This window comes from Leeuwenhoekiella sp. ZYFB001, from assembly GCF_011784865.1.
GTDB classification, from domain to species: Bacteria; Bacteroidota; Bacteroidia; order Flavobacteriales; family Flavobacteriaceae; genus Leeuwenhoekiella; species Leeuwenhoekiella palythoae.
The window spans coordinates 2,226,529-2,244,493 of sequence record NZ_CP050460.1 but is presented as its reverse complement, the minus strand read 5'-3'; the positions used below and the strand labels follow the sequence as shown (position 1 = coordinate 2,244,493).

Sequence of the window (17,965 nt, the reverse complement as noted above, 5' to 3'; positions counted from 1 at the left end):
CCTTTCGGGTATGAGTGTGTAACGCTTATGAATAAGAGCGTCTTCTTATTGATTTAAATAAGTATTCTGCTTACTGAATACTGTAACTGCCAACTGAATAAAAACTGGCCTACTTTTTAGATCTGTAGTAAAACAAGCGGACGCCGCAGCGTTGGGCAGTGGAGGATAGCCTAGCGCAGCGGTTTGCTATCCGCAGGCAAAGGCGTTTGCGTAGTTTTGAAAGATCTAAAAATAAGCCTTGATTTTTTGGTTCTTTGGCATCAAGGCAAAAGAACAGAAAGTGTATCTTTATTCTTGTTCTTTACTTTTCTTTGCTTCTCCAAAGAAAAGTAACAAAAGAAAAGAGCCCCTCGCTTAGGAATTTTTCGCTATCGCGAAAACCGCCTTGTCAGCTCCGCGTCGCTACCGCTCCTGTCCTTCGGAGCTTCCTGTGTCTATTCTGAACCGAGGGAGTTTTTGATTCGTTTAACCCTTCGGGTATGAATGCGTATAACGCTTATGAATAAGAGTATACCAGATGTGATTTCTCCCGATGGTCGAAATGACTGTGCTTGCTCATAAACACGCGATACAATCGCGCGCGAACATCAAGATATATTTTGTATTTCTACTTTCGTATTATTTATTTTATCCAACCTTTCGGGTATGAATGCGTATAACGCCTATGAATAAGAGCTGTCATGCTGTCCCGATAACTATCGGGATTGTTTCAGCATCACATTACAAGGATTATTAATAATAGAATACAACAAAGCTCCCCTCCTTTTGAAGGAGGGGAAAGCCCGCGTAGCAGGGCAGGGGGGGTCTAGTACAGTTGCGGCAACACCACCCCGTCAGCTACTGCGCACCGCGTGCGCTTCGCTGCCACCCCTCCTCATCAAGGAGGGAGCTGATCGCGTTAGAGGTGCGGATAGTTGTCCAACTCTAAAATATGTGATACAATTCCCAATCTTCATTGGGACAGGCAGCGCGGTAACGTTGAAAACAAGCAAACTGAAAACAGAAAACTGCCAACTGGGACTACTGACTTCATATGACTTCTCGATACAATCCTCTCGCGCTAAGGCGCTCGAGAATCACTCGAAGTGACAGTGCGTTGCTTATTTGTATTTCGTATTTCTAACTTCGTATTTCCCCAATCCCGAATAGCAAATCAGAAACAACAAACAATGGAATAACAACTGCCCACTACCCCTGCCAACTGAACTCTGTATTTCGTTTTTCTATTGCTATCAAAAAATACTTGAGTTCACCGTGTTTTATAAAAAGTCAATAAGCCAAGTCTCCCTTTGAAGGGAGATTTAGAGGGATGTTTTAGTTTCTTATTTAACATCCATCCCCAACCCTTCCTTCCAAGTAAGGGAGCTACTCCTTTGGTTTATGAACTAGTATTTAGATTATACGGAACACGCAATACCATTCCCAATCTTCGTTGGGACAGGTAGCGCGGTAACGTTGAAAACAAGCAAACTGAAAACATCAAACTGCCAACCGGGACTACTGACTTCATATGACTTCTCGATACAATCCTCTCGCGCTAAGGCGCTCGAGAATCACTCGAAGTGACAGTGCGTTACTTATTTGTATTTCGTATTTCTAACTTCGTATTTCCCCAATCCGGAATAACAAATCCCAAACAACAAACAATAGAATAACAACTGCCACTCCTAACTAAACTTCCTATTTTAAAAAGTAATAGTTATTTATTCTCGTTCTAAATAATGAGTATATTTGCATCTTAGTTTTCCTATCATGTCCCCTAAACCTGATCACACTGCTGAATCTTTAGTGTTCTCCCAATTGAAGAATGGAAGCGAACAGGCGTTTACGTACTTTTTTGAGCGGCATTATCCCGCTTTAACGGGTTTTTGTAAACAGTTTGTTTACGACGAGGAACAGGCGCGCAGCATAGCGCAGGAAGCCTTTGTAAATCTTTGGCTGAGCAGGGAGAAGCTGGATACGCCCGGCGGCATCCCTTCCTTTTTATACACCGCCGCACGCTCCAAGTGCCTGAATCTGATCAAGCATCAGCAGGTGGTACGGAAGTACGAAAACCAGAAGTTGGCTGAGCAGGAGCAAGCCATCAATCTAGAGGTGCTTCAGGCAATGGACTATGACAGTCTCAGCTTAAACGAACTTCAGGAAAGCATCAATCGGTTTATAGCCGAATTACCCACTCAAACGCAAACCATTTTTAAAATGAAGCGTATGGAGCATAAAAAAAACACAGAGATCGCAGCAGAACTTCAGATTTCTGTAAAAACGGTGGAAGCCCATATGACACGGGCATTAAGCCATCTTCGTCAAGCTTTAAGCGACTACCTACCGGCGGTCGTTGTGGCCCTGATATTGGGTCAGTCTTAAAAAAATCACAATTTAACATAGGGTTTGCGAATGCTGAGTTGTACGTAAGATAAACCCGCTTTAAATAGCAATGGAACGCATTATTCTATATAAATACTTTAATAACGAAGCCAGCGAAGTAGAGATCGAAGCGGTGTATGCGTGGATCGCAGCAGACTCGGAACATAAACGTGAATTCATTCGCTTAAAAATCGCCTGGGCTTTAACGGCAGAGGAACCGATGGATGCCGCTACCTTGAAGGCCTACCGTCCGCAGCTTCCTACGAAAAAGAAAAAGACGAAGCTGTGGCAATACGCTGCGATCTTGGTACTCCTGTTGGGCGGCGCACTCACGTGGTATATCACGCGTACTCCCGGGATGCCCACTGCCACACCTGAGGTGGTGTTAGCACTGCCTGATGCCGCTACGTATACCTTACAAGATTCCGGGATTACCCAGATCACGACCGCAAGCGGGATTCCCTTAGCACAGGCCTCGGGAGGACAACTAGATTATAGCCAACAGGCAGAAGGAAACACACAAATGCAGCAATACCTTAAAGTGCCTTACGGAAAAACTTATAAGGTGGTACTGGCCGATGGAACCCGAGTACACCTTAATGCGGGCAGTAGCCTGCGCTTTCCTAACGTATTTGCAGACAGTATCCGTGTAGTGCAACTTAGTGGAGAAGGCTTTTTTGAAGTGGCTAAGAATGCTGAAAAACCTTTTAAAGTACTTGCGGGGCCGATGACGATAGCCGTATTGGGAACCCGGTTTAATGTAGAAGCCTATCCCGACACCCAGCATATTACGGCGACCCTAGAGGAAGGAAGTGTGCTCGTTGAAGCGCTCAACAGCAAAGAGGGGTTACGTCTAGTGCCGGGCGAGATGGCGTATTACCATACGGCTACTCAACAGTTGAGCAAGCAACAGGTAGAGGTAGCGCCTAAGATCGCGTGGATCTATGGCGAACTCATGTTAAACGATACTCCAAGTGCGCAACTGTTTAAAACCCTTGAGCGGCATTACAACGTGCAGATCATCAACCGATATACGCAATTAGGCCAGCAAAGCTTTAGCGGTACGCTCAAACTGGATGTCCCTATTGAAGACCTCTTGCAGTTGCTTCAATTGGATACGGCTTTTGAATATCACATTGAAGACAACAACATTACAATCACTAAACCCAATACAATCAACTAATCTATTAACATGCTAAACATTACACAGAAGCGGTGGTGCGTAACACATCCGGTGTGGGTTATTGCCTTGTTCTTGCTTTGCTTTTCGGCAGCAGTTCAAGCACAGCAAATCAGTTTGCCTGCCAGCGGTACTCCAAATACGTTGAACCAATTGGTGGAAGCAATTGAGGCACAAAGTGACTATCGCGTGGTTTATAACGCAGGGAAGATCAATATGGATACCCAAATAGCTGAGGTTGCTACTCCTCAGGACTTAACCACACTTTTAAAAAACTTATTCAAATCCTTGCCCTATACCTATGAGCTTAAAGGGAAGCAGGTCATGCTCTTGCAGTCTAAAAAAAGAACTACCGCTCCACAAAAAAGCCGAATGCTGCAAGGGACCGTTACAGATGCGCAAGGCAATCCACTACCCGGAGCGACCTTGATGGTACTGGGTACCGGGCGTGGAGCGATGACTGATGCAGACGGTAACTTTAAATACTTGGTGCAAGCTGCAAATCCTGATGCGGTTCAGTTAGAAGTAAAATACTTGGGGATGGAAACGCAGGTGGTGACCTTAGGATCGCAAAGCCGATTGAACATTCAATTGCAAGAAGCCCAGAGCGAGCTGGATCAGGTGGTGATCACTTCGTCCTACGGAACCCAAAAGCTTAAGGAGGAAGTGGTAGGAAGTATCGTCACCGTTACCGACGATGAGATCCCTGTTGAGCAGGCTTCTGAAAGTATTGATAAAATGCTGGAAGGGCAGGTTGCCGGGGTTTTGGTGGAAAATACGTCGGGTGTGGGTGAACCGGTGCGCATCGATATTCGTGGCCAGGGTTCATTAACACCGTTGAACAATGCATTATTAGGAACCTCTACCCAGCCGCTCATCATTATTGATGGAGTCATTATGACCGAAGAAACCGGGATTGATAATAACTTTTTTGATGGTGCAGGGGTAGCCGGAGAATCTTTTACTAATCCGTTGTCTAAGATCGCTCCCGGAGATATTGAGAGCATCAACGTATTAAAAGATGCTGCAGCGGTAGGGATCTATGGTGCTGATGGTGCAAACGGAGTGATCATCATTACCACCAAAAAAGGAAAACGTGGCAAAACCCGTTTTAACTTTTCTACCCAGCTTGGGGTCTCTGAAGCAATCAACCAAATTCAGTATTTAAGCGGACCGCAATACACCCAACTGCGCAATGAGTTTTTACGCAATACCGGCGGGACCTTACTTCCCGAGAACGGGATAGATACTAACTGGTTTGACCTCTTAAATACTACCGGCGTATATACTAAATACAACCTGAGTGCTTCGGGCGCTTCAGAACGTTTCAACTACCGGGCGAGTGTGACCTATCTGGATATCGATGAGCCACAAATGGGGAATGAAAATAAACAGATCAATGCCAACATCAATTTGGGTTACGACCTTGGGAAGTTAGACTTTCGCTTATCCCTTTCTCCCAATTATCAGCAACGTACACAGCCCAACATTTATTACGGTTATGCTTTCGTACCACGCTTGAGTCCGTATAATGAAGACGGCTCCTTTGCCTTACTTGGTGTAAATACCGTGGCCAATCCGCTAGCGGCCATCGCACAAAACCGAAACGATAACACCGGTTACGGACTCTTAGGAAGCTTTAATGTCAACTATAAGGTAACCGAAAGCTTAAAGATTTCGTCTTTATTCGGCTTGGATTATAAAGATAAGGAACAAGACCGGTATTTCTCAGGAGCTAATGAAAGCGGAAGAGGTAACGGAACCTTTGTACTCGATGGAGCAACCTACCCACGCTGGGGGCGTCGCCTTATCAACAGCCGTAACAGCACCCGATGGAACTGGCAAACACAAGCCTTTTATGAAAAACAGTGGGGTGATCACGGTTTTGATGTTCTGGGCGGACTCGAACTGAGTGAGGAGCAAACCGATCTGGAGTATGCTTCAGGAACCGGATTTACAAATCCTGATAGGATCAATGCCGTTGCCGATGCCATTCAGGATGACGATCCCGATACAAATGCCGATGATCGTTTCAGCAATCAAACCTACCGTGCCGATATCAATAACAGCTCGCGCGTTTCGTTTTACGGGCAGTTGAATTACGATTATAAAGGCAAGTATTTCTTTTTAGCCAACTTCCGAAGAGATGAGAGTTCGGTGTTTGGGAGCGATAGCAATGTTGCCTACAACGGCGGTGCCGGTTTAAGCTGGGTAGTGTCTAAAGAAAACTTTTTAAACAACACCCCTTGGTTAGACTTTTTAAGACTGCGCACCAGTTACGGAAGCACCGGCAACTCGCGTATTGGTTCGTACCGTGCTTTGGGCTTATACAACCGCAGCATCAACTCGGGCTACAATGGCCTGACGGAAGCAACGCCCAGTGCTGCACCCAATCCGCAGTTAAGCTGGGAGCGCAACCTCAAGTACAACGCCGGGCTCGATCTTAATCTGTTTGGGCGTTTACAGCTTACGGCAGAATACTATTACGACGATTTGAGAGACCTGATCACCTCGCGTGATATTCCATCAGAAAACGGGTTTAGCAGTCTACAGCTCAATGCTGCGCAGATGTACAACACCGGACTAGAGTTTAGTGCGCGTATACAATGGATAGACAGTAAAAAGTTTAAATGGAATACCAGTTTCAATATAGCGACCCTAAAAAATGAAGTAACCGACCTAGTTGGGTTGGGTAGCGATTATTCTACTGCAGCTCGGGCTTTGGCACAGCGCATCGGTTATAGTACTTCGGCCATTTGGGGACTGAACTGGGTAGGTATTGATCCGGCAACAGGAAGAGACTTGATTCGCTACAACGATCAGGTTTATGACCTTGCCACTTACCGCTCTTTATTTACTGAAGCCAACTGGGAACCTATTGGCGACAGTCAGCCTGATGCATACGGTGGCTTCAGCACCAGTTTTCAGTTTGGGAACAGTTTAAGCCTGAGCGTGAGAGGTTCGTACCAAATAGGCGGGGAGTACTTGGCCGATTACCAACTGATCTCACAGTACAACCTCACTACAAACCGTAATCTTTCGGTCAATGCGTTTGACTATTGGAGAGGCCCGGGAGACACCTCAGCCTTACAGCCTTTAGTGAGCAGTAGCAATCCTACAACCCCAAATATGAGTAAATATGTATACGATGCGACGTTTGTCAAACTGAGTAACATCAACTTGACGTACAACGTACCGGTACGAACACTAAGGGTTCCTGTAGACCAACTTTCGGTATTTCTCGATGTGTCTAATGTAGCCTATTGGTATAAAGATGAATCACCGGAAGGCCGCAACGGAATTCGTGAATTTCGTTTTACCTATCCGCAGGCACGCACGATTTCACTAGGGGTTAAAACCAGCTTTTAAACAGATGAAGATGAAAAAATTACGATATACTACAAGTCTTTTGTTGCTGCTGCTCGTACAGGTAGGCTGCAGTGACTTTTTAGAACAACAACCGGGAAGTCAGATCTCGATTGATGAACAGTTGGCTACCCGTGAGGGTATGCTAGAAGCTGTAACGGGCATGTATTCCTTGATGGAAAGCACCTTGCGTTTTGAGCGTTATACGGTTTATGCGGATCTGCAGGGCGGAAATTTAAAATTCTCGCCCACAGCCTCAGGAAGCAATCAGGGCGAACTCAGCGTACCTTTTAATGTCCAACAGGTGTATAACTTTAGCGATACGGCTTTAGAGAGCGAGCTGGAATCGTTTTACGGAAACAGTTATTCAACGATCGCTGCGGCCAACTTGCTGTTAGAACACCTAGATGCAGTAGCTTATTTAAGCGCTACAGAACGGGATGCTATTGCTGCCGAAGCATTGAGCGTACGGGCGCTGATGCATTTTGCACTCCTGCAGGTATATGCGCAGGACACCAACTATCCCGAAGCTGATATGCCGGGAATCGTTTATAAAACTGAAACGCTGCAGGAAACCTTAGATTACGCGCCGCGTTTAGGATTGCAGGAAACCTATACGGCCATTGTCGCCGATCTGGAACAAGCACTCAATCTGTTTCCCGATGCTCCCATTCTGGAAGGCCCCGCATACTCGTATTTTAGAGCCATGAGTACCGAAGCCTTGCTGGCGCGCGTTTACCTGGCTCAAGGCGCCTGGGAGAATGCATATACTCACGCTACGCAAGTGATCGCAACTTCAGGGGTGACGCTTACGCCTAAAGAAAGTTATCTGGAGTCTTGGGAAGCACCGCTGCAACCGGTATCGGAGATCTTATTGGAGCTATCAGTTCCGGTAGACGCTGATGGCGCCATTGGTGCGAGTAGGGCTGCGCAATACGGATATAGCAGTGCAACCAGCTATGCAGACTATGTAGCTTCTCAAGACCTGCTTGACCTATATGCTGCTGAAGATATACGTGGGGCGCTGTTTGTGGAGCAGGAATTACCCACGTTAGAAAATGAGCAATTGGTCAATCGCCCGTATTATTTCACCGGAAAGTTTCAGGGGAATCCCGGGAATCCTCTCTTGCGCTTGAGCGAGCAATACCTGATCGCTGCAGAAGCTGCTTACCAACGCAACAATACCGATGCCGCGCTGAGCAACCTGAATGCGATACGCGAGCGTGCGGGCCTACCTGCTTTAGTAACAACTGAGAATCTCGAGGAAGAATTGTTTTTAGAGCGCAGACGCGAACTCGCTTTTGAGAACCAACTCTTTTTTGATCTGAAACGCTTGGGACGTGATGTCAACCGCAATGACGGTTGTCTGTCGACTGCTTGTAGTCTGAACTATCCCTCCAACTTTTTTGTGCTCCCTATCCCGCAAAGTACTATTAATCTCAACGCAAACTTGATACAAAATGAAGGCTACTAAACTACTATTTCTCTTGGCATTAGCCCTTATCTTAGGATGTACCGATGATGATTTGAGCAATCAGCAAAATCAAGACCTGCCGGCATCGTTGCGTTTTAATTTTTTGGTCAACAACAATCAAGAACCTCTTGAATACCCTGAAGTAAGTGGAAGTTTTTTACCGGTAGCAACGTATGAAAATACCTCCTTGCGCACCTTAAAGATCCCTGTGGTGTTGAGTGCCAGTGAACTAAAGGAAACGGTGACCGCTACGTACAGTGTAAACAGTGACTTGCCTGATACAGCCTATGAGGTGCAACCTGAAGAACTTCAATTTACAGCTGCGCAACCTACTGATACCATCGAGGTGCGTTTTAGTCAGCGCTGGAGTATTGGCGAAAGCTTAACCTTTAGTCTCACCGGAGTTTCTGATCCTAGCATTCAGTTAGGAGCATTGAACGATGCTACGGTTGGCGATCGCTTTGAAGTTACTTTAGGTGCGGTGAACACGACCTATCAATTCAACACAAGCAGAATAGATCTTACAGGAACACTGGGAGAAACGGTAGATTTTCGTGTAGAATTCCCTAACGGCTATATTGAAGATGAGGTAGATGAAGCAGCGCTTTTCAGCTTCTTAAATGGGTTTGACTATACCTTGGAGCGTACCGAGCAGGGAACTGATTTTATTCAGTATAGCTTGACCATAAACGAGGACTTGAGTGCTTCTGATGTTAATTTTCAGACTATTATCAGCCTACAAGAACAAGCGGCGTATAGCATTTCGGGGAATGCCAATCTTTTGGTGATCAAACCCATACAAACCGACCGCGATCGTGCTACCAATCCGGCTTCGCATTTTTATGATACCAGTAACCAGTATTATTTAGTTCGTGGCGAAAACTGGATGGATCACGATAATGATGGTGTATGCAGTTGGCGTGCTTGGACGGCTTTTGCAGTACCGGTTGAGGTAGATGCAGACCATCCTAACGCGATCTTAGGCTCAGACAATGGCACGGCAGACCCTAGTGATGATATTTATTACGATGCTTATCGCATTGGGTTTAGATCCCCATTGGCCGGTAGAACCACCAATCCGTTCAATCTGCAGCGTTGGTTTGATAATGAAGCCACCGATGCTTCGGCATCACCGGGTTTTAATATCGATGCAGCTATTGAATTTTATCCCGAAAACGGAACCAGCACCACTCAAGGGAGTGTGGCGGTGATTCCGCAGTTCTTAACTATTTCAAACCGGGATGGCGAACTGTTTGAACTGGCTATTTCAGGAAGTGGAAGCTACCGTCAGGTAAGTGAAGACCTTTGGGAAATGCAACTAGAACTGCGGGTGACCAATGATGCCCTGTACGGCGGAATTATCACTTCAGAATATTATATCTATAGTGATCGCGGTTATGATGACCCGGCAGACTTGTCTGGTAATTCGTGTGTGGCAGAGATCACTCTTTAAATTTTAATTCTTTGATTATGTATAAGCTGTCTGTATGGTGTCTCGTGTTGCTTTGTTTGAGTTCTTGTAAGGAAACGAAGCAGGAAGAATATTTCAGCATCGCCGAACTTCGTGAAGTATATGCTTCGGGAGATCCGCAGCGCTGGCCTGCACCCAATCTAGACAGCAGCATCGTCAATTTTCAAGAAATAGGCCATCTGGACAAAGTGCCTTTTCCTGAAGATAATCCGTACTCCAAAGCAAAGGCTGATCTCGGGAAGAAGCTGTTCTTTGATCCTAGACTTTCAGTTAGCGGACAAATAGCGTGTGCTTCTTGTCATAATTCAGAATTGGGATGGACGGATAACCTCACGCGTTCTTTTGGGCACGACCGCCAAAATGGAAAGCGTAATGCGATGACCATTATGAATGCCGCTTTTGCGCACGAGTTATTTTGGGATGGGCGTGCAAGCAGCCTGGAAGATCAAGCACGTTTTCCTATAGCCGATCCTGTTGAGATGAATGAAACCCTGAATCTGGCGGTAGACAAGATCGCTGAAGTTGAAGGGTATAAACCCCTGTTTCAGGAAGCTTTTGGGGAGGATACTATTTCTTTAGAATACATACAAAAAGCTATTGCTACGTTTGAACGTACCTTGATTAGTCATACCAGCAAGTTTGACCGCTTTATTGATGGCAAGGCAGATCAGTTTACCGATGAAGAAGTGCTGGGGCTGCATTTGTTTCGTACCAAAGCCCGCTGTATCAATTGTCATAATAGTGGTTATTTTAGCGACAATCAGTATCATAACGATGGGCAGGTATTGTTTGGGACCAAAGATGAAGACTTCGGAAGATTTGCGGTAACCGGAGATACGGCAGATATAGCAAAGTTTAGAACACCCTCGTTGCGCGAAGTAGGGCGTACCGGCCCTTGGATGCATCACGGACATTTCCCAAGCTTGCGTGATGTGGTAGAGTATTATAATCTGGGAAATCCGCAAGTGATTCAAAAACGCTATCGGGGCACTCCCCGGGATTCCCTGATCCCTGAAGTCTCACCCATCCTTCAAAAACTCCACCTTACTCGTGATGAGATGAATGCCTTAGAAGCCTTTTTAAACACGCTTATTTCCGGTGATTTACGTACTCGCGCACCAAAGTTACCGAAGTAAAAGTAGGGGATGGTTCTTGATCGTTCGTGTCAATACTACCCCGCTAGCTGTTGCACACGGCGTGCGCCGTGCTGCCATCATCCTCAACGAGGAGGGGAGCTGATCGTGTTTAACCTTTCGGGTAAGAATGCGTATAAGGCTTATGAATAAGTGCTGTCATGCTGTCCCGATAACTATCGGGATTGTTTCTTTTTGGGCGATGCAAAAAGAAAGGAAGATGAATAAAAGTTTATTTTTAAATCCATGTTCTGTTCATTTTCTTTACTCGCCTAAAGAAAACGAACCAAAAGAAACGACGCCCTCGCTTAGGAATTTTTTGCCTTACCAGGCAAAAACCGCCTTGTCAGCTCCGCGTCGCTATCGCTCCTGTCCTTCGGAGCTTCCTTCATCTATTCTGAACCGAGGGATTTTTGATTGCGTTCAACCCTTCGGGTATGTATAAGAACCTTCTCAAAGGTGTTCAGTCATCTCGACGCTAGGAGAGATCTCACTCGCATGGGAGCTCCCTTCTCCTGCGGGAGAAGGGCTGGGGATGAGGCCTTATGATGAAGTGCGCAGCAGGTGTAATTGCTCCCTATGGTCGAAATGACGTTTAAGCGATATTTCGTATTTCTACTATTGTATTTTTCATTTTATCCAACCCTTCGGGTATGAGTGTATAACGCTTATGAATAAGAGCTGATGTGCTGTCCCGATAACTATCGGGATTGTTTCAGCATCTCATCAGCTAGGCTTCTCTCCCGAAAGCTTTCGGGATGCGCTCGAAGTGACAGACCCTTGTGTATTTCAAACAGCAAACCGTAAACTGAAAACAACAAACTGCCAACCGGGACTACTGACTTCATATGACTTCTCGATACAATCCTCTCGCGCTAAGGCGCTCGAGAATCACTCGAAGTGACAGTGCGTTGCTTATTTGTATTTCGTATTTCTAACTTCGTATTTCCCCAATCCCGAATAACAAATCAGCAACAAAAATAATCCAATAGCCCTTGCCAACTACGTACCACGACAAAAGTTTCAGCCGCGGAAGCCGGGTAAATCATTTCCGGTGTTCGGAGATCATCTAAGAATAAGGAATACATATTAGGCAGCGATCATAAGTGAGTAAAGAAGCGTTGCACCGCGGTTTCAAAAATAGTAATCGGAATGCGGTGCGCCAAGCCTTGTTGTATGCTGATGTGGTAATCACAGCATAAAGCTTGATTGCTTAAGAATTGCAGGGTTTGTTTCGGCGGAACTACAGTATCCTCAGCACCTTATACGAGCGTTTTGGTCTGTGTCGTAGGTGGATTAAAATTCATGGGTTCTTGTTCTACCGGGCGTGCTGCCAATGCCGGATTGAAGAGCAGGCTTTACAATCCAATGCATTTGATAGATAATAGCCCATATAACCGCCCATACTGCTTCCGATCAGGCGATCTATGTTATGGTCTTTAAACTGTTCATAAATCAAGCGCATACAATTGGGTTCGTTACGGTAATCGAGTTGTGGCGCATACACAGCCCCATACTGTTCTAAGATACTGCGCTTGGGTTGGCTCAAGCTTCCGTCTAATCCGTGGAGGTAAAGAATGTTCATAGGTTTATTTTATATTATAAAGGTAGTATGAGGAAGCGTCAGAACGCGTCGGTTTTACAGGCCACTTTGTAAATAATTCATAGAAAGGGATAGTCGAACCTAAGGATGCTTAAAAGAAGTCCCTAAGATCTTGGTGTAAGAAGTTTATATTTACAAATAGCTAATTTAAAAAATCAATACCAGTGCCTTTGTCTATCCGTTTTTGCCTTATAGTTCTGTTGCTTGTAAATTGTGCAGTTGTTGCCCAACAACCTGAAGATGACATCCTTTTGGCAGACCCAATGATCTTTGAAGAGGAAGGTGTCTTTTATCTCTATGGAACCAAGGAGGATGCGACAATACCGGGAGCCGGATTTTTAGTATATACGTCAACCGACTTGGAACATTGGTCGGGTCCGGCGGGAGCAACGGACGGTTATGCATTTAAGAAGGGAGCCGGTTTTGGGACCAAAGGCTTTTGGGCACCGCAAGTATTTAAGCATAAGGAACGCTATTATATGGCGTATACCGCCAACGAGCAGATCGCCATCGCAACAGCTGATAGTCCGTTAGGACCTTTTACCAATTCCGGAACTGCTTTAGCAGCATTGGTAAAGCAGATCGATCCGTTTGTGTTTTTTGATGGTGGAAAAGTCTATTTGTATCATGTGCGTCTGCAAGAAGGTAACCGCATATTTGTTGCTGAACTAACGGAAGATCTTTCAGCTATTAAAACCGAAACACTAAACGAATGTTTACACGCCACCACAGGTTGGGAAAACACACAAAATACCGATTGGCCGGTTTCAGAAGGGCCTACTGTTTTTAAAAAGGGGAAAACCTATTACTTGATGTATTCGGCTAATGACTTCAGAAATCCTGATTATGCGGTAGGCTATGCCACAGCAACCCATCCGTTGGGGCCTTGGACAAAGTATAAAGGCAATCCCATAATCAGTGAAAATACTACTCAACAACCGGGAATAGGTCACGGCGATCTCTTTACAGATCAAAACGGAATGCTGCGCTATGTGCTGCATACTCATAACTCAAAGAATCAAGTTGGTCCGCGTAAAACCGGTAGTGTTCAATTGCGTTTGAAAGACGGCACACTTGAACTAGTGCCAGATAGTTTTAAACAGATAAAGTTGTAAGCAGGGATCGTGGTTGCAATGTAATACGATGTGATTTCTCAACTGTGTGTGCTCATCAACGCGGGATACCATTCTCTATATTCATTGGGATAGGTGGTGAGAGATCTTCGTATTAATGTATTACTATTAGCTTGATACATTTATGTTTTAAATCATGTTCATTCATTTTCTTTGCCATTACTAATTCGACTAACAGTATTACAAAGCACAACAGGTGCATTCCTCTCCCTGCGGTCGTCGGATGCAGAAAAGAAAAGACCCTTTTTCTTAGGTATTTTGCCTTATCAGGCAAACCGCAAGAAGGCTCCTAAATTTCTTCCAAGGCTTCAGAAATTCTTAACTGAGCCTCTTGCTATACTGAAGAAAAAGAACCCTAACCCTTCGGGTATGAATAAAAACATTCTCAAAGGTGTGCAGTCATCTCGACGCTAGGAGAGATCTCACTAGCAAAGAAGCTCCCTTCTCCTGCGGGAGAAGGGTTGGGGATGAGGGCTTATGACAAAGTGCGCAGCAGATGTGATTTCTCCCGAAGGTCGAAAAGACGTTTAAGAGGTATTTTGTATTTCTACTTTCGTATTTCAAACAGCAAACAGCAAACAGTAAACTGAGAACAACAAACTGCCAACCGGGACTACTGACTTCATATGACTTCTCGATACAATCCTCTCGCGCTAAGGCGCTCGAGAATCACTCGAAGTAACAGTGCGTTGCTTATTTGTATTTCGTATTTCTAACTTCGTATTCCCACAATCCAAAATAATAGATTAGAAATAACAAACAGCAGCATAACAACTGCCTACTGCCAACTGAATTCTGAACTCCGTATTTAAAAAGTCTTAGGTACGCATTCCCGAATTATAAATCACAAACCACGAATAACGGAATAAAAACAAAAGCAGCCTTGAAGTCATAAATCGTTTTCGGACTACAAATGTTAAGTAAACACTTTTTAGTGTCGGTAGAATTACACTTTTATTAATCTAACGCATAAAAAGTGGTAAACTTGCCATTTAAGGTTGATTTGTACCCCACAAATGGACAATTAACATCCGTTGGAAATTCAGCAAGTTTAAGAACATTGTAACGATAAATTAACGCAAACGTTTTCTTGTGCTATTGATTTGCACAGAGAACATCGTATTACAAAACCTTTCATATATGAATACTGTTTTTAAAAATCCTCCAAGTTTAAGGTTGAGGTATTTTCTTTTACTTTTCCTGTTTACGGCATTTGTTCAGGCTCAGGATCGTCAAATAACAGGTACTGTTTATGACGACACCGGTATGCCCTTGCCGGGGGCTTCGGTGCTTATAAAAGGAACCACAAATGGGTCTACCACAGATTTTGATGGGAATTTTTCATTAACGGTTTCGGAACCTAATGAGAAAATACTCGTCATTTCTTTTATCAGTTTTGCTACTCAAGAACTTCCTATTAATGATGAAACTACATTTACCATTACGTTAATGCCAGATGAGCAATCCTTAAGCGAAATCGTTGTTGTGGGGTATGGAGGGAAAAAGCGTGCCACCTTAACGGGTTCAGTCTCTGAGGTAGAAGGTGAGGCCTTAGCACAGAGTCCGCAGCCTAACCTTTCTAACTCTTTTGCTGGTAGAATGTCTGGAGTTGTCACCACAAACAGAGCGGGTGAACCAGGCTATGATGACTCTTCTATACTTATACGTGGTTTAGCTACAACCGGGAATAATGATGTATTGGTGGTAGTTGATGGAGTTCCCGGTCAAGTAGGGGGGCTTTCACGTCTTAATCCTCAAGATATAGAAAGTGTAACGGTACTCAAAGATGCTTCTGCTGCGATTTATGGTAGTAGAGCTGCAAACGGAGTCATACTAGTTACTACTAAAAGAGGTAAAAACAATGCGACTCCGGTGGTTTCGTATAAATTTGATATCGGATTTTCATCTCCTACACGACTTCCAGAAATGGCGGATGCCGAGACTTATGCGAATATTCGGAATGAGATTGCTTATTATAACAATCCTGATGGTGGTTTTAATCAAATTTACGATCCTAGCGAAATCGCTCTTTTTAGAGAAGGGGCAGATCCTATAAACTATCCGAATACCAATTGGGCCGATATAGCTCTACAAGATGTTGCTATTCAAACACAGCACAACCTAGATGTACAAGGGGGAGGGGAAAATAACAACTATTTCATCTCTATAGGAAAAACATCTCAAGATGGTTTATATGAAAATGGAGCGACGAAGTACAACCAGTATAGTTTTCGCTCGAATATTGATGTTGATGTGACCGAACGTTTAAATGTAGGTTTGTCATTGAACGGAAGAAAAGAAGAACGCCAATACCCAACCGAAGGTGCAGGTTATATTTTTAGAACTATTTATAGAGCGTATCCAACCATTCCAGCTTTTTATCCTAACGGGTTGCCTTCAACTGGAATCGAAAATGCCAATCCTGCTGTTTTAGGTACTGATATAGGAGGTCTTAATAAAAATCCTAAATACGTCTTTAATGGCATTTTAAAGGCAAAATATGATCTTCCTTTTGTTGATGGTCTTTCTGTGGATGGTTTTTTCTCAGTAGATCAATTGTTTAATAGTACCAAGAACTTTGCAACTCCTTATACCCTATATAATTACAATAGAGAGGGAGATACTTACGATCCTATAGTTGTAGGAGGAGGCCCAGATCAACAAGCCTCTTTGAATGAGGAGCAATACAATCAGTCTCAACGTGTAGCAAACCTCAAACTGAACTATAAAGGCTACTTTAATGGTCATAGTATTGATGCTTTTGTAGGTTATGAACAAAGTGAAACCAATTCAAATACGTTAGGCGCGAGTCGTATTCATTATCCTACAACAGAAACCCCAGAGCTTTCACAAGGAGGACCTGCAGCTACAGATCGAAATAATTATGGGTATAGTTTTAATTTCACTCGTCAAAGTTTCTTAGGTCGTATAGCATATGATTATAATGAAAAATATTTGGCTGAATTTCAAATGCGTGCAGATGGCTCATCTAATTTCCCTGATGGTAAAAGGTTTGGTTATTTTCCATCGATTTCAGCGGGGTATAGAATATCTGAAGAATCATGGTTTAAAGTTGACTTTTTTGATGATTTAAAATTAAGAGCGTCTTATGGTCAATTAGGTAATGATAATATAGGTCAATTTCAGTATTATGACAATTACTCCTTTAACAATAGATATGTTATAGGCAACGAGGTGGTTACGGGTATTGACTTAACGAGGTTGGCAAACCCTACAATTACTTGGGAGGTTGCCAAGAAAACTGATATTGCTATTAATGCAAAATGGTTAGGGCACTTCAACACAGAATTTGTGTATTTTTCTCAAAATAGAACCGATATTTTAATCAACAGAAATGCGTCCATTCCAGGAGTGACCGGAATTGTTAATCCGTATGGTGGTCAAACGTTGGTGCCTGCAGAGAACATAGGTGCAGTAGATAGTTATGGATTTGAGACCAGTGTGGGGTATCAATTAAAAAGTACTGGTGATTTTGATTTTAGTGTAATGGGGAATTTTACCTATGCTAAAAATGAAATTCAATTTATTGATGAAGCCGCAGGAATTCCTGAGTATCAACAGCAAACCGGCAGGTCTTTAAATACCTATCTTGTTTATAATACATTAGGAATCTTTCAATCTCAAGAACAAATTGACAATACTCCATCGGTGCCTGGAGCTCAACCCGGAGATTTGATTTATGAGGATCTCAATGGAGATGGTCAAATTACTGCAGACGATCAATACCGTACAAAATTTGGGAATATCCCTCGTATGACCTTTGGTCTGACTTTTAATGCAACGTATAAAAACTTTGATTTTTCTACAGTATTTGCAGGTCAGGCTCAAGTAAGGCAATATGTATTACCCGAATCTGGAACAGTAGGTAATTTTTATAGCAGTTGGGCGGATAATAGATGGAGTCCTAACAACACCTCAGGAACTTACCCACGTGTGAGCGAGCGCTCATCTTCTGCCATTAGTGGAGGCTTATATCGCAATAATTTTTGGTTAGATAATAATGCTTTTGTACGCTTAAAAAATATTCAGGTGGGCTATACCTTGCCATCAGCATTGATGGAGCGTTTAACCTTAGCAAGTGCTAGGATCTATGCAAGTGCTTTCAACTTATTTACCCTTACAGATGTAGAAGATTACGACCCTGAAGGTTTTAGTGAAAGCGGACAATTTTATCCGCAGCAAAAAATTATTAATCTTGGAATTAACGTTCAATTCTAAAA

Annotated in this window: 9 protein-coding genes; 8 read left to right on the top strand and 1 reads right to left on the bottom strand. The window is 43.8% G+C overall.

Translation table 11 applies throughout. The features are described 5' to 3' along the window. The first annotated feature begins 1,752 nt into the window (after positions 1-1,752). The 6 genes from HCN54_RS09735 (at position 1,753) to HCN54_RS09710 (ending at position 10,991) form a co-directional block, all read left to right on the top strand. Positions 1,753-2,364, top strand: a complete 612-nt coding sequence (locus HCN54_RS09735) for an RNA polymerase sigma-70 factor (protein WP_167597629.1) — start codon at positions 1,753-1,755, stop codon at positions 2,362-2,364. Between the two features lie 70 nt (positions 2,365-2,434). Further along, a complete protein-coding gene (locus tag HCN54_RS09730; protein WP_167597628.1) occupies positions 2,435-3,547 on the top strand; it encodes a FecR family protein in 1,113 nt (370 codons plus the stop codon). A 9-nt stretch (positions 3,548-3,556) separates the two neighbouring features. Continuing rightward, on the top strand, positions 3,557-6,913 hold the full coding sequence (locus HCN54_RS09725; protein ID WP_167597627.1) for a SusC/RagA family TonB-linked outer membrane protein: 3,357 nt from the start codon (positions 3,557-3,559) through the stop codon (positions 6,911-6,913). 10 nt (positions 6,914-6,923) lie between these two features. Then, positions 6,924-8,384, top strand: a complete 1,461-nt coding sequence (locus HCN54_RS09720; RefSeq protein WP_167597626.1) for a RagB/SusD family nutrient uptake outer membrane protein — start codon at positions 6,924-6,926, stop codon at positions 8,382-8,384. After that, complete coding sequence (locus HCN54_RS09715; RefSeq protein ID WP_167597625.1) at positions 8,371-9,837, top strand: hypothetical protein; 1,467 nt, start codon at positions 8,371-8,373, stop codon at positions 9,835-9,837. Before HCN54_RS09720 ends, HCN54_RS09715 begins: the two co-directional genes overlap by 14 nt. A gap of 17 nt (positions 9,838-9,854) precedes the next feature. Continuing rightward, positions 9,855-10,991, top strand: coding sequence for a cytochrome-c peroxidase (locus HCN54_RS09710; RefSeq protein ID WP_167597624.1), 1,137 nt, complete (start codon positions 9,855-9,857; stop codon positions 10,989-10,991). A 1,315-nt stretch (positions 10,992-12,306) separates the two neighbouring features. Here the strand turns inward: HCN54_RS09710 and HCN54_RS09705 are convergent. After that, positions 12,307-12,573 (bottom strand): YqiA/YcfP family alpha/beta fold hydrolase, encoded by a 267-nt coding sequence (locus tag HCN54_RS09705; RefSeq protein WP_167597623.1) that lies wholly within the window; start codon positions 12,571-12,573, stop codon positions 12,307-12,309. A 182-nt stretch (positions 12,574-12,755) separates the two neighbouring features. Here HCN54_RS09705 and HCN54_RS09700 point away from each other — a divergent pair, with 182 nt between their 5' ends. Next, positions 12,756-13,706 (top strand): glycoside hydrolase family 43 protein, encoded by a 951-nt coding sequence (locus tag HCN54_RS09700; protein ID WP_410503563.1) that lies wholly within the window; start codon positions 12,756-12,758, stop codon positions 13,704-13,706. A gap of 1,158 nt (positions 13,707-14,864) precedes the next feature. Beyond that, positions 14,865-17,963: a SusC/RagA family TonB-linked outer membrane protein gene (locus HCN54_RS09695; protein WP_167597622.1), complete on the top strand. Its 3,099-nt coding sequence runs from the start codon at positions 14,865-14,867 to the stop codon at positions 17,961-17,963. The last annotated feature ends 2 nt before the right edge of the window (positions 17,964-17,965 follow it).